The sequence below is a fragment of the Massilia sp. Leaf139 genome, assembly GCF_001424165.1.
GTDB lineage: Bacteria > Pseudomonadota > Gammaproteobacteria > Burkholderiales > Burkholderiaceae_D > Telluria.
In genome coordinates, this window is record NZ_LMOJ01000022.1 from 1 (window position 1) to 12,979 (window position 12,979).

Annotated in this window: 10 protein-coding genes and 1 tRNA gene; 8 read left to right on the plus strand and 3 right to left on the minus strand. The window is 64.5% G+C overall.

Annotation, left to right across the window (positions count from 1 at the left end):
• Positions 1 to 19 precede the first annotated feature (19 nt).
• Positions 20 to 1,170 (minus strand): IS3 family transposase gene (locus tag ASF77_RS11450; protein WP_156648864.1). Its coding sequence is split into 2 segments (ribosomal slippage): positions 20 to 933 and positions 933 to 1,170, totalling 1,152 coding nucleotides; the frame shifts between segments, so codons are not numbered across the junction.
• 468 nt (positions 1,171 to 1,638) lie between these two features.
• On the opposite strand from ASF77_RS11450, the gene ASF77_RS23650 reads away from it, so the two are divergent.
• Complete coding sequence (locus ASF77_RS23650) at positions 1,639 to 1,863, plus strand: AlpA family transcriptional regulator (RefSeq protein WP_082493727.1); 225 nt, start codon at positions 1,639 to 1,641, stop codon at positions 1,861 to 1,863.
• A 171-nt stretch (positions 1,864 to 2,034) separates the two neighbouring features.
• Here the strand turns inward: ASF77_RS23650 and ASF77_RS11460 are convergent, their stop codons facing one another.
• Both ASF77_RS11460 and ASF77_RS11465 read right to left on the minus strand, forming a co-directional pair.
• A complete protein-coding gene (locus tag ASF77_RS11460; protein WP_307180921.1) occupies positions 2,035 to 3,234 on the minus strand; it encodes an integrase arm-type DNA-binding domain-containing protein in 1,200 nt (399 codons plus the stop codon).
• Positions 3,235 to 3,256: 22 nt separating this feature from the next.
• Positions 3,257 to 3,331: transfer RNA gene (locus tag ASF77_RS11465), tRNA-Arg, on the minus strand.
• Between the two features lie 234 nt (positions 3,332 to 3,565).
• On the opposite strand from ASF77_RS11465, the gene ASF77_RS11470 reads away from it, so the two are divergent.
• The 7 genes from ASF77_RS11470 to epsF all read left to right on the plus strand — a co-directional run bounded on the left by ASF77_RS11470 (position 3,566) and on the right by epsF (position 12,969).
• The gene (locus tag ASF77_RS11470; RefSeq protein WP_056339164.1) at positions 3,566 to 5,479 is read left to right on the plus strand and encodes an ATP-binding cassette domain-containing protein; all 1,914 of its coding nucleotides are present in this window, start codon (positions 3,566 to 3,568) and stop codon (positions 5,477 to 5,479) included.
• 294 nt (positions 5,480 to 5,773) lie between these two features.
• The gene (gene epsL / locus ASF77_RS11475) at positions 5,774 to 6,970 is read left to right on the plus strand and encodes an XrtB/PEP-CTERM-associated polysaccharide biosynthesis outer membrane protein EpsL (protein ID WP_056339166.1); all 1,197 of its coding nucleotides are present in this window, start codon (positions 5,774 to 5,776) and stop codon (positions 6,968 to 6,970) included.
• Positions 6,971 to 6,980: 10 nt separating this feature from the next.
• The gene (locus tag ASF77_RS11480) at positions 6,981 to 8,363 is read left to right on the plus strand and encodes an undecaprenyl-phosphate glucose phosphotransferase (protein WP_056339168.1); all 1,383 of its coding nucleotides are present in this window, start codon (positions 6,981 to 6,983) and stop codon (positions 8,361 to 8,363) included.
• A gap of 282 nt (positions 8,364 to 8,645) precedes the next feature.
• Positions 8,646 to 9,620 (plus strand): GDP-L-fucose synthase, encoded by a 975-nt coding sequence (locus ASF77_RS11485; RefSeq protein WP_056339172.1) that lies wholly within the window; start codon positions 8,646 to 8,648, stop codon positions 9,618 to 9,620.
• 81 nt (positions 9,621 to 9,701) lie between these two features.
• Positions 9,702 to 10,709: an EpsD family peptidyl-prolyl cis-trans isomerase gene (locus ASF77_RS11490; protein WP_056339173.1), complete on the plus strand. Its 1,008-nt coding sequence runs from the start codon at positions 9,702 to 9,704 to the stop codon at positions 10,707 to 10,709.
• Between the two features lie 33 nt (positions 10,710 to 10,742).
• Positions 10,743 to 11,540 carry a polysaccharide export protein EpsE gene (epsE, locus tag ASF77_RS11495; RefSeq protein WP_056339175.1) on the plus strand — a complete coding sequence of 266 codons (798 nt, stop codon included), beginning with the start codon at positions 10,743 to 10,745 and terminating at the stop codon, positions 11,538 to 11,540.
• A 19-nt stretch (positions 11,541 to 11,559) separates the two neighbouring features.
• On the plus strand, positions 11,560 to 12,969 hold the full coding sequence (epsF, locus tag ASF77_RS11500; RefSeq protein ID WP_056339178.1) for a chain length determinant protein EpsF: 1,410 nt from the start codon (positions 11,560 to 11,562) through the stop codon (positions 12,967 to 12,969).
• Positions 12,970 to 12,979: the final 10 nt, after the last annotated feature.

Below are 12,979 nucleotides of genomic sequence, written 5' to 3' on the forward strand. Positions count from 1 at the left end.
ATGAATCGCCACGGCTTTTCTAGACACTCGAGAGCCGCTGAAAATACTGCTTTTCATACTCGGCCGGCGACATGTCATTGCTGAAGCTGTGCCGGCGCTTTGGATTGTAGAACATCTCGATATAGTCGAAGATGTCCTGTCTAGCCTCGTCGCGGGTAATGTAGATTCGACGGCGAACTCGCTCCCGTTTCAGTAACTGGAAAAAGCTCTCTGCGACAGCATTGTCGTGGCAGTTGCCGCGTCGGCTCATGCTCTGTTCGAGGTTGTGCGCCTTCAGAAAATCGCGCCAGTCGTAGCTGCTGAACTGACTGCCCTGATCCGAATGAACCATAACGGTTTGCTTCGGCTGGCGTCGCCAGACAGCCATCAGCAAAGCGTTCAATGCCAACTCGCGATCCATTCTCGACCCCATCGACCATCCGATGACCTGACGTGAAAACAGGTCAAGAACCGCAGCCAGGTACAACCAACCCTCATGGGTGCGGATGTACGTGATGTCCGTAACCCAGACCTTGTTTGGCTCGGTGACATCGAATTGCCGCTGCAGGTGGTTTGGCGCCACAACGGATGGAGTGCCGCCGCGTTTAAAGCGGCGCTTGCCGTAGCCCGTCTGGGAGCGCAGCCCAGAGGCGCGCATGATTCGATGAATACGATTGATCCCGCATTGCTCGCCCAGGTCGCGCAGGTCGTCCGAAACTTTCCTGTAGCCGTACACCGCGCCGCTTTCCAGCCAGGACTGCTTGATGTGCACGAGCAGGCGCCGATCTTCCTGGGCCCGCTGGCTTTCCGGCTCGGCACACCAAGCATAGAAACCGCTGGGATGCACCGCCATCATTTTGCAAAGCTGCCGGATCGAATGCTCATGGCGAGCATTGCGAATGAAGGCGTACCTTACCCGGACATCTTGGCAAAGTACGCGGCGGCCTTTTTTAGGATATCGCGCTCCTCGGTAACGCGCTTGAGCTCGGCCTTCAGGCGCTTCATCTCAGCTTGCTGATCGTCCACCTTCTGCCGCTCGGCCGGCGGTGCGCTGTAGCGCTTTACCCACTGGTACAGGCTGTGTGAGCTTACGCCCAACCGTGCAGCGACTTCCGTAGCCGCGTGTCCGCGCTCCGTCACTTGCTTGACTGCTTCGATCTTGAATTCTTCGGGATACCGCTTGCCGCTCATACTTTCTCCTTGAACCTATAATTATAGGCTCAGGAGTGTCTACTGAATTCGTGGCGATTCAAAATACATCTTTGTCCGACGTTACCGGGATGAACAGTTCGACGCTAAACTATACCATACCCTTGGGACCGGCTANGTAGCCGCGTGTCCGCGCTCCGTCACTGCTTGACTGCTTCGATCTTGAATTCTTCGGGATACCGCTTGCCGCTCATACTTTCTCCTTGAACCTATAATTATAGGCTCAGGAGTGTCTACTGAATTCGTGGCGATTCAAAATACATCTTTGTCCGACGTTACCGGGATGAACAGTTCGACGCTAAACTATAGATGACAAGCCAAATACTATTGACCGTCAATAGTCAAGCCCGCACGATTGACGCAACTAAAAGATTGTAGAGGTTGTGGTTGCGGCCTCAGGTAGCCACCTTCAAACTGCTAGCAAATTGTTAACTTCTATTGCACAGTCCAATGTCTACCACCGCAAGAAATCCTGTTACCTTGCACGAAACCGGTTATGTCCGGCAAAGCCAGCTCGTCGGTAAGAAAGGGGCGCCCGGCATCATTCCGTTCTCGCCCGCGACCCTTTGGCGTAAAGTCGCGGCGGGACAGTTTCCGGCCCCGGTCAAGCTGTCTGCTGGCGTCACTGCTTGGCGCGTCGAAGATGTACGCGCTTGGCTGGATACGCCGCGTTGATCAGGCGCTCCGTAACGGCACCACGTTGGCGCCGAGGCGCAGCTTGTCGAGATAGTCGGCCCATCGCTGCATTATCTCCCGACGTGCGGCCAAGTGAGTAGTCCGGTTATAGGCGCGCCCGTTTGCGTCCTTGACCGCATGTGCCAGTTGATGCTCGATCAGGTCGACACGTTAGCCAAGCTCTTCATCCAGTAGCGTGCGTGCCATTGCCCGAAAGCCGTGCCCCGTCATCACCTCGCCGTCGTATCCCAACGAGCGCAGCGCAGCGTTGATCGTGTTTTCGCTCATTGGGCGCCCGTCATGGCGAATACTGGGGAAGACGTATTGCCGGCTACCGGTAACCGCGTGGATGTCACGCAGGATGCCGACCGCCTGCCAGGCCAGTGGCACGATATGATCGTTCTGCATTTTCATTTTCTCGGCCGGAATGCGCCACTCGCCGGCCTCTAGATTAATTTCCGACCATTCCGCGTGACGCAACATGTGAGGGCGGACGAACACCAGCGGCGCCAGTTTGAGCGCCGCCCGGCAATATGGATGGCCCTGGTAGCCATGAATCGCGCGGATCAATCCCCCGACCTCGACCGGTTTCGTAAGCGCGGCGAAATGCCCCTCGTTGCGCTGCTGGAGTTGTGCCGCAATGCCTGTAGTCGGGTCACGCTCGACGAGTTCCTTGACCATCGCAAGCTCGAAAACCTTACTGATGTAAGCAAGCACACGGCGCATCGAATCGATGATGCCGCGTGCCTGCATCCGCTGCATGACATCCAGGATGTCGGGCGGGCGCACGCTGTTGACCGGTACATTGCCGATGAGCGGAAAGACATCGCGTTCGAACCAGCTCACGACGCGCTGTTGCGTTGCTGCGCCGCGCGTACTTGCCGAGGTCGCCAGCCATTCACGTGCAACCACTTCGAACAGTGCGCCTGCTGCCCGCTTGGCCAGCTTCGCCGCTTCCTGCTTTTCTGCGCCGGGGTTCTTGCCCGCAGCCAGAAGCTCACGAGCCCGGTCTCTCGTCTTGCGGGCGGCAGACAGAGGGACGGCAGGGTAGACGCCAATGGCGAGCGTCTTCTGCTTACCGACAAAACGGTAGTTCAACCGCCAATACTTGCCGACTGCATTGACCAGTAGATACAGCCCGCCGCCGTCACTGTGCTTGTCGCCGGCTTTCGTGCCGCTCCACTTTGCCTGCCGAATGAACGTGTCTGTAAGTGCCATCTGGTCCGCCCCGTTGGTATGTGTGTGACGTCGACATGAAGGTACCAACAAAAGTACCAACAGTATTTTGAGATGACCGGACTCAGGATGGTTCCTGATGAGATTGGCGTTTTGCGCCACGTCAGAGGAAGGGGCGGGATGTTGAGATGCCATGAGACATCCCGATTTGAAGGGGTGGTCCCCCCGACTGGAATCGAACCAGTATCCCACGCTTAGGAGGCATGTGCACTATCCATTGTGCTACGGGGAGGACGCACGTGACGCCGAGGGCGGCACGAAGCAGGGCAGGCCTGCGGTTCGGCGAGCGGGCCCTGCAGGGCAGGCCGGTATCGTGAACCGGGTGCAATTATAGCCGACGAAAGCGGGCTTTTTGAAAGACTCTTGGAAGTGTCGGGGCCGCAATCGGTACAATGGCGGCTTCTTTCACCTTCTTTCGCTGCGCCGCAGGTCTTCGCGACCTGGCGGCGGGCCCCGTTCACAGATTATGGCTGTCATTTCCCTCTCGTCCGCGCAACTCGCGTTCGGTCACGTCGCACTGCTCGACCATGCGGACTTTTCCCTCGAAACCGGCGAGCGCGTCGGCCTCATCGGGCGTAACGGCACCGGCAAATCCTCGCTGCTGAAGACGATCGCGGGCCGCTTCAAGCTCGACGACGGTTTGCTCGTCATGCAGCAGGGCATCAAGATCGCTTACGTCGAACAGGAGCCGACCTTCGATCCGGAGTCGACCGTGTTCGACGCCGTGGCCGCCGGCATGGGCGAACTGCAAGGCATGCTCGCCGAATACGAAGCCCTGACTGGCCAGTTCGGCCAGGGCGACGACGATGCGCTGATGGAGCGCATGCACGTCATCCAGGTCAAGCTCGACGCCACCGACGGCTGGAACCTGAGCAACAAGGTCGACACCACGCTCGACCGCCTTGGCCTGGCGGCAGAAGCGAAGATGGGCACGCTCTCCGGCGGCATGCAAAAGCGCGTGGCCCTGGCCGTGGCGCTGGTGTCGGCGCCGGACGTGCTGCTGCTCGACGAGCCGACCAACCACCTCGACTTCAAGTCGATCATGTGGCTGGAAGGCCTGCTGCGCGAATTCCGCGGCTCGATCCTGTTCATCACCCACGACCGCAGCTTCCTCGACAACGTCGCCACCCGCATCGTCGAACTCGACCGCGGCCGCCTGCTTTCCTTCCCGGGCAATTTCACGACCTACCAGGAACGCAAGCGCGAACTGCTGGCCAACGAGGAAGTCGAGAACGCCAAGTTCGACAAGTTCCTGGCCCAGGAAGAAGTCTGGATCCGCAAGGGCGTGCAGGCACGGCGCACCCGCGACGAAGGCCGCGTGCGCCGCCTGGAAGCCCTGCGCCTGCAACGCGCGGCGCGCCGCGAGACGCAAGGCCAGATCAAGCTCGACGTCGGCATGGGCGAGCGCTCGGGCAAGATCGTCGCCGAACTCGAGAACGTCTCGAAGTCCTATGGCGAGAAGGTGATCGTGTCGAACTTCACCGGCACCGTCCTGCGTGGCGACAAGGTCGGCCTGATCGGCCCGAACGGCGCCGGCAAGACCACGCTGCTGAAAATCATTCTCGGCGAGGAAACCGCCGACAGCGGCACCACGCGCCTGGGCACCAAGCTCAACGTCGCGTACTTCGACCAGATGCGCACCCAGCTCAACGAAGAGGCGAGCCTGGCCGACACCATCGCGCCCGGCAGCGACTGGGTCGAAGTCAACGGCCAGCGCAAGCATGTGATGACTTACCTGAACGACTTCCTGTTCGCCCCCGAGCGCGCCCGTTCGCCGGTCAAGTCGCTCTCCGGCGGCGAGCGCAACCGCCTGCTGCTGGCGCGCCTGTTCGCCAAGCCGGCCAACTGCCTGGTGCTCGACGAGCCGACCAACGACCTCGACATCGACACCCTCGAACTGCTCGAAGAGCTGCTCGAGGAATACACCGGCACCGTTTTTCTCGTCAGCCACGACCGCACCTTCCTCGACAATGTGGTGACCCAGGTAATCGTCGCCGAAGGCGAGGGCCTGTGGCGCGAATACGTGGGCGGCTACACCGACTGGGAACGCGTCAAGGCAAGCGCGCCGCAGCAGTCGGCCGCGCCGTCCAAGCCCGCGCCCGCCAAGGCCGCCGACGCGCCGGCGCCGGAAGCCGCGCAGAAGAAGGTCAAGCTCAGCAACAAGGAGCAGCGCGAACTGGACGAATTGCCGAAGCTGATCGCCTCGCTCGAGGACGAGCAGTCGGCCATCACGGCCCAGCTCAACGCGCCCGACTTCTATAAAACCAACCCGGCCGACGCGCGCCGCATCAACGCCCGCTATGCCGAGATCGACGAGCAGCTGCTCGACGCCCTCGAGCGCTGGGAAAAAATCGAAGCGCGCTCGCGCGGCGAAGGCTAAGCCTCCCTCCGGCGCCTCGGGCTCCCGGCCCGGGGCGCTTATCGACAGCGGACGCGCCCTGCGTCCCGCTATCGGGCGCCTGCCCCGGCGCATCCGAACCCGTCTTCCCGACTGCCGTTCCCGGCCGCCACGTCCCGATCAACATTAGCATCGTCCACGATGCGGCCACCCCGTTGCGTCAAACGCGCGGGCGGAACTCATGCGTGTCGGCGGTGGTCAGAATTCTGCCGACGCAGAGCAGGGTGTTGTGATCCGCCTTGCACACACCAGCAGCGCCTTTCGAAAGGCAAGGACATGCCGAGTATCCGCTCCCACCCCCTCGTTTTCCTGGCCGGCGCCCTCGCGCTCGCCCCGGCCTGGGCCATACCCGGCAGCGTGCTCGACCTGTACGGGCGGGTCGGCTGGGCGCGCGACGACAACCTGCTGCGCATCCCCGAGAATGCGCCGGCCTTCGACGGCCGGCGCGCCGATTCCTGGGTCACCTACGAGTTCGGCGCGGTGCTCGACAAGCCGATCCGGCGCCAGCGCCTGGTCGCGGTCGCCAAGCTGTCGAAAGTGAAGTTCGACCATTTCCGCCAGCTCGACTACGACGGGCGCGACCTGCAGGCCACCTGGCACTGGCAGCTCGGCAACCGCTTCTCCGGACAGCTCGGCGGCGCCTACACGCAGACGCTGGCGCCCTATACCGATTTTCCCAGCGACGAGCGCAACCTGAGAAAGCAGCGCAACGCCTTCTTCGAAGGCGCCTGGAAGCTTCATCCGCGCTGGGAGGCACGCACCAGGCTCGTGCGCGACCGCTTCGATTACGAGCTGAGCGCGCAATCCTTCAACGACCGCACCGAGGAGGTGGTCGAGCTCGAGGGGCGATACCTGGCGCGCAGCGGCAGCACGGTCGGGCTGGTTTTGCGCCGCATCGACGGCAGCTATCCGAACCGCAGGCCCTTCGGGCAGGGCTTGCTGACCGACGATTTCAAGCAGGAAGAACTCAAGGCGCGGGTCGACTGGAAGGCCGGCGGTTCGCTCCCGGTGCAGGGCCTGGCCGGCTATGCGCGGCGCAGCCAGCCCTCGTTCGGGACGGGGCGCACGAGCGGCGCCAACGGCCGCGTCACGCTGCTCTACGAGCCCGCCGGCAAGCTGGCATGGCGCGGTTCGCTGTGGCGCGACTTCGCCCCGCTCGAGAGTTCCGTCGTCAGCTATACGCTCAACAAGGGCATCAGCCTGGGCGCCACCTGGAACGCCAGCGCCAAGATCCGGGTCGAGGCCGACGCCGTGCGCGAGCGGCGCAACTACAATCCGCGCGCCGGCTTCAATGCATCCGGCGGGCTGGACGATACTTTGCGTTCGGCCAGCATCAAGGCAAGCTGGGCAGTCAAGCGCAAGCTGACGCTGTCGGCGGCCTTGCTCCGCCAGTCCCGCAGCGGTTCGCCCGTCCTCGGGATCGGCAACTTCAAGGCCAACACGGTCGCCGTCAACGCCAGCCTCCAGTTCTGAACCCCGAGCGATGACGGTCAACGACATTCCGCTCATCTCGTTCTTCCAGCGCGTACTCGATCCCCTGATCATCATGGGGTCGCTGTACGTGGCCTCGGCCGTCTATCGGGAACCGTTCTCGGGCTATCTGCTCGTGCTGATGATCCTCGCCTTCTTCATTTCCTCGGCCGTCTACCAGCACGTCGACCCCTACCGCACCTGGCGCAGCGGGCGCATGCTGGCCTATGCGCGCGATACCGTCTTCGGCTGGTGCCTGACGATCGGCGTGCTCTACTTCCTCGGTTCGGCCAGTGGCCTCAAATACTATTACGATAAACGCGTGCTGCTGGCCTGGGCCATTGCCACCCCGCTGACCTTGCTGGCCAGCCATCTCCTGGTGCGGCAAGCGGCGGGGCGGCCCGTGCGCAGGGGCGAGGTGCGCTCGGTCGTGATCGTCGGCGCCAATGAAATCGGCGCCAGGTTCGCCGGCATCTGCGAGCGCCATCCGAACCTGTTCATGCAGATGCACGGCTATTTCGACGACCGCACCGGGGTGCGCCATCCGCCCGGCCTGCGCTATCCGGTGCTCGGCAAGGTGGCCGATGTGATCGGCTACGTGCGCGAGAGCAACATCAAGCTCATCTTCATCAGCCAGCCGATCTCGGGCCAGCCGCGTATCCGCCACCTGATCGACGAATTGCAGGACACCACGGCCTCGGTATATTTCCTGCCCGACGTCTATGTCTTCGACCTGATGCAGGCGCGCTTCGACAACGTCGGCGGCATGCCCGTCATCGCGATCCGCGAAACCCCCTTCATGGGACTGAACAGCATGGTCAAGCGTGCCAGCGACCTCGTCTTCGGCAGCATCATCCTGCTCCTGCTGGCGCCGCTGATGCTGAGCATCGCCGTGGCGGTGAAATGTACCTCGCCGGGGCCGGTCATTTTCCGCCAGCGCCGCTACGGGTTGTATGGCGAGGAAATCATGGTCTACAAGTTCCGCTCGATGTGGACGCTCGACGACGGCAACCAGGTGGCGCAGGCCACGCGCAACGATGCGCGGGTGACCCCGATCGGCCGCTTCCTGCGCCGCACCTCGCTCGACGAACTGCCGCAGTTCGTCAACGTGCTGCAGGGAAGCATGAGCATCGTCGGGCCGCGTCCGCACGCGGTTGCCCACAACGAGCAATACCGCAAGCTGATCAAGGGCTACATGCTGCGCCACAAGGTGAAGCCGGGCATCACCGGCTGGGCCCAGGTGAACGGCCTGCGCGGCGAAACCGCGACCCTCGACCGCATGGAGGCGCGCATCCAGTACGACCTCGACTACCTGCGCAACTGGTCGGTGTGGCTGGATCTGTGGATCATTTTGAAGACAATCCGCGTGATTTTGACGCGTGAGAACGCGTTTTGAAGCGACGCGCTTAATGCCGGCTTAAACATCCTGCGGCAAGGGGATCGCCGCTTCGCCGCCGCCGGGCGCCTGCCTAAGATGGGTTGTCGCGTGCTGGACGGGCCCCGTCGGGAACGCGATGCAAGATCCCGGAGTATCTGGCCATTCAGCATGTTCAGCCGGGCGTCATCTGAGACCGTGTTTGGTTCCCCGAAAAACGGCGACGTTCGTCAAGCAGTGTGCAGTATGCGACAGGTAGGCTTTGAACGGCAGGGGCAAGTGGACAAGCGGATGGAGGAAGCCATGGATCATCCTGAACCCCGTATCTATGTCGCCGGCCATCGCGGTCTCGTCGGCTCCGCCATCGTGCGCGTCCTGCGTGCCCGCGGCCACACCCAGCTCGTCACGCGTACCCACGCCGAGCTCGAGCTGACCGACCAGCCGGCGGTGCGCGCCTTCTTCCGCAGCGAGCGCATCGACCAGGTCTACCTGGCAGCCGCCCGGGTGGGCGGCATCCACGCCAACAACACCTATCCGGCACAATTCATCTACGACAACCTGATGGTGCAGACCAATGTCGTGCACGAGGCCTGGCGCGCCGGCGTGAAGCGCCTGCTGTTCCTGGGTTCGTCGTGCATCTATCCGCGCCTGGCGCGCCAGCCGATCCGCGAAGAGTTCCTGATGGAGGGCGCGCTCGAGCCGACCAACGAACCCTATGCGGTGGCCAAGATCGCCGGCATCAAGCTCTGCGAAAGCTACAACCGCCAGTACGGCACGGACTTCCGCAGCGTCATGCCCACCAACCTGTATGGCCCCGGCGACAACTACCATCCGCAAAACAGCCATGTGGTTCCGGCCCTGGTCAGACGCTTCCACGATGCCAAAGCGAATGGCGCGGAGGAGGTCGTGATCTGGGGCAGCGGCAAGCCAATGCGCGAATTCCTGTACGTCGACGACATGGCCGCAGCCAGCGTCCACGTGATGAACCTGGCGCCCGAAGTCTATGCGGCCAGCACCGAGCCGATGCATTCGCACATCAACGTCGGCAGCGGCGTCGACGTCAGCATCAGCGAGCTGGCGCACCTGGTGCGCGAGGTCGTTGGCTTCGAGGGACGGATCGTGTTCGATGCCGGCAAGCCCGACGGGACACCGCGCAAGCTGCTCGACGTGTCGAAGCTGCGCGCGCTCGGGTGGAGCGCGACGACGCCCCTGCGCGACGGCCTGCACCAGGCCTATGCGGCCTTTCTCGCCGCGCAGGTCGCCGAAGTTGCGGCCTGATGCGGCCATCCGGCGCGCTTACCATTGCGAGGACATATGCTGACCAGGGCTTGCAGGGGAGGATCGAAAGGAAGGGCGGGCATGCTGGCGTTGTTGACAGCGCTGCTGGCGGTGCTGTCCGGCTGCGGCGACAGGGCGCCGCCGGCCAAGCCGGGACAGGCGCTGGCCAACGTCAACGGCGAAGAGATCACGGTGCTGCAACTGAACGAGGAAATGCAGCGCGCCGGGGTGCCGGCCGCGCGCCAGCAGGAAGCGGGCAAGCAGCTGCTGCAGGCGCTGATCGACCGCGAATTGCTCGAGCACGCGGCCGTCGGCGAAAAACTCGACCGCGATCCGAAGGTCATGGGCGCGATCGAGCGGGCGCGTTCGCTGATCGTGGCCCAGGCCTACATGCAAAAGCGCCTGGCCAAGATCCCGCCGCCGACGCCGGCCGAGGTCGAGGCCTATTACAAAGAGCATCCCGACTACTTCGACAAGCGCAAGCAGTTCCGCATGGAGCAGCTCGTGATCGCCGCGTCCGACCTGACGCCCGAACTGCGCGCGGCGGCCGACAACGCCCGCTCGCTGGAGGAGGTGGCGGTCTGGCTCGACGCCCAGGGCGTCAAGTACGGACGCTCGCAGGTGACGCGCAGCACCTCCGATCTCAATGCCGGGCTCGCGAAGAAACTGCTGGCCATGCCCAAGGGCCAGCTGTTCAGCGTGCGCGAAGGCGGGCGCGCCATGCTGCTCTCGCTGATCGAGGTGCGCGACGCGCCGGTGCCGCTGACGGTGGCCGTGCCCCAGATCGCGCAGTTTCTCATTACCCGCAAGAACAAGGAACTGGCGGCGGCCGAGGTCGAACGCCTGCGCCAGGGCGCGAAGATCGAATACCTGAACAAGACGCTGGCGCAGGGCCCCGCTGCGCCGGTGGGCACGGCGCCGGCACGGCCCAGCCCCGCAGCCGCGCCCGCTGCGGGGGAGGGTGCGGCTGGCGCCAAAGCGCCGCCTTCGCCCCCCGCACCCGCCGCGAGTGCCGCGCCAGCGGGCGGCACGGCGCAGGGCGTGCCCGACAAGGCGGCCGTCGACCGGGGCGTCGCCGGCCTGAAGTAAACGCGGATCATGCAGCCATCGACAGGAGCGATCATGAAAACACTGCGACACTGGATAGCCGCCGCCCTGCTGCTGCTCGGCGCCGGCCTGGCGAGTTTGGCCGGCGCGGCCGAGGTGCTGCTCGGCCCGGGCGACGTGGTGCGCCTGTCCGTCTACGGCAGCCCCGACCTGTCGGTCGAGACCCGCGTGAGCGAGGGCGGCGCCATCACCTTCCCGCTGCTGGGCCAGGTCGCCGTGGGCGGCCTGTCGGTGGCGGCGGCCGAGAAGAAGATCGGCACCTTGCTGGAAAAGGGAGGCTATTTGAAGAAGGCCGAGGTCAACATGCTGGTGACGACGCTCGCGAGCCAGCAGGTGTCGGTGCTGGGCCAGGTCAACCGGCCGGGGCGCTACCCGGTCGAGGGGCGGCGCAAGGTGCTCGACCTGCTGGCGATGGCGGGCGGCGTCAGCGCCGAGGGAAGCGACCTCATCAGCCTGGTGCGCACGCGCGACGGCAAGACGCAACGCGAGACCATCGACATCGTCGACATGGTGCGCCGCGGCGAGCTCGACAAGGATGTCGAGGTGGCCGGCGGCGACATCATCTTCGTCGAGCGGGCCCCGCGCGCCTACGTGACCGGCGAAGTGCAGCGGCCGGGCGCCTTCCGCATCGAACGCGGCATGACGGTGCTGCAGGCGATCTCGGCCGGCGGCGGACTCACGCCGCGCGGCAGCGACAGCGGCATGCGCATCACCCGGCGCGACCCGGACGGACGCGCCGTCACGCGCGAGGCGCGCGCCAGCGATCCGGTGCAGGTCGACGACGTGATCACGGTGCGCGAGAGCTGGTTCTGAGCGCGGGTCTGGAGTCGTCATGAACCTGCGCCAATTCCTGTCGCTGCTGCGTGCGCGCCGGCGCCTAATTCTGTCGACGCTGTTCGCCACCGTGCTGCTGGCGCTCGGCTGGAGCCTGGTGCAGAGCAAGACCTATACGGCGACCGCCTCGGTGCTGCTGAACTACAAGGGCGTCGACCCGCTGACCGGGGTGACGACGCCGGGGCAGCTGCTGCCAGGCTATATGGCGACCCAGATCGACATCATCAGCAGCAAGAACGTGGCGCTGCGCGTGGTCGACCGCCTGCGCCTGGCGAGCAGCCCGGCCGTCATCGCCCAGTTCCAGGAAGCGACCGAGGGCAAGGGCACGGTGCGCGACTGGCTGGCCGACCTGCTGCTCAGGCGCCTGGACATCAAGCCGGCGCGCGAGTCGAGCGTGGTCGAGATCAGCTTCAAGGGGGCCGACCCCGCCTTCTCGGCGGCGGTGGCGAATGCCTTCGCCGAGGAATACCAGAACGCCAGCGTGCAATTGAAGACCGAGCCCATGAAAAAGGCTGCGTCCTATTTCAACGAACAGACCAAGCAATTGCGCGACAACGTCGAGGCCGCCCAGTCGCGCCTGTCGAAATACCAGCAGGAGAAGGGCATCGTCAGCCTCGACAACAACCGGGTCGACGTCGAGCTGTCGCGCCTGAACGACCTGTCGAGCCAGCTGGTGGCGGCCCAGGCGGCCGCGCTCGAGGCCAGTTCGCGCGAACGCATGGCCGGGGCCGGGGCCGCGCATTCGCCCGACGTGGCCAACAATCCGCTGATCCAGAACCTGCGCGTGGGGCTGGCGGCGGCCGAGGCCAAACTGGCGGAAGGGGCGGCGCGCTATGGCGCCAACCATCCGCAATACCGGGCCGCGCGCGCCGAGGTCGACAAAATGCGCGCCGACTTGAACGCGGCGCTGGGGATGGTTTCGCGCAGCGTGGGCGGCAATGCCGAGGTGCTGCGCCAGCGCGAAGACCAGTTGCGCGCGGCGCTGGCCGCGCAGAAGACGCGCGTGCTCGAACTGAACCGCACGCGCGACGAACTCGGCGTCCTGTTGAAAGACCTCGACAGTGCGCAACGCGCGTTCGATGCCGCCAGCGGGCGCTTTTCCCAGACCCGGATCGAGGCGCAAGCGGAGCAATCCGACATCGCCGTCCTGAATCCGGCGGTGACGCCGAGCGAACCGTCCGGCCCGCGCGTGCTATTGAATACGCTGGTGGCGATCCTGCTCGGCACCGTGCTGGGGCTCGGCCTGGCCCTGCTGCTCGAACTGCTGCAGCGTCCGCTGCGCTCGGCCGGCGACATGCAGGAGCTGCTCGGCATTCCCGTGCTCGGCACCATCGAATGGCATGCGGCGCCGCGGGGCAAGGGCCTGCGCGCGCTGTTCAGGCCGCGCGAACCCCTGCGCCTGAACTGAAAAGGATCTC

Coding starts and splice junctions, on each gene's coding strand:
- ASF77_RS11480 (WP_056339168.1), top strand. CDS start 6,981: ATGACGGTCAACGACATTCCGCTCATCTCGTTCTTCCAGCGCGTACTC.
- epsL (WP_056339166.1), top strand. CDS start 5,774: ATGCCGAGTATCCGCTCCCACCCCCTCGTTTTCCTGGCCGGCGCCCTC.
- ASF77_RS11470 (WP_056339164.1), top strand. CDS start 3,566: ATGGCTGTCATTTCCCTCTCGTCCGCGCAACTCGCGTTCGGTCACGTC.
- ASF77_RS11460 (WP_307180921.1), bottom strand. CDS start 3,234: ATGGCATCTCAACATCCCGCCCCTTCCTCTGACGTGGCGCAAAACGCC.
- ASF77_RS11485 (WP_056339172.1), top strand. CDS start 8,646: ATGGATCATCCTGAACCCCGTATCTATGTCGCCGGCCATCGCGGTCTC.
- epsE (WP_056339175.1), top strand. CDS start 10,743: ATGAAAACACTGCGACACTGGATAGCCGCCGCCCTGCTGCTGCTCGGC.
- epsF (WP_056339178.1), top strand. CDS start 11,560: ATGAACCTGCGCCAATTCCTGTCGCTGCTGCGTGCGCGCCGGCGCCTA.
- ASF77_RS11490 (WP_056339173.1), top strand. CDS start 9,702: ATGCTGGCGTTGTTGACAGCGCTGCTGGCGGTGCTGTCCGGCTGCGGC.
- ASF77_RS23650 (WP_082493727.1), top strand. CDS start 1,639: ATGTCTACCACCGCAAGAAATCCTGTTACCTTGCACGAAACCGGTTAT.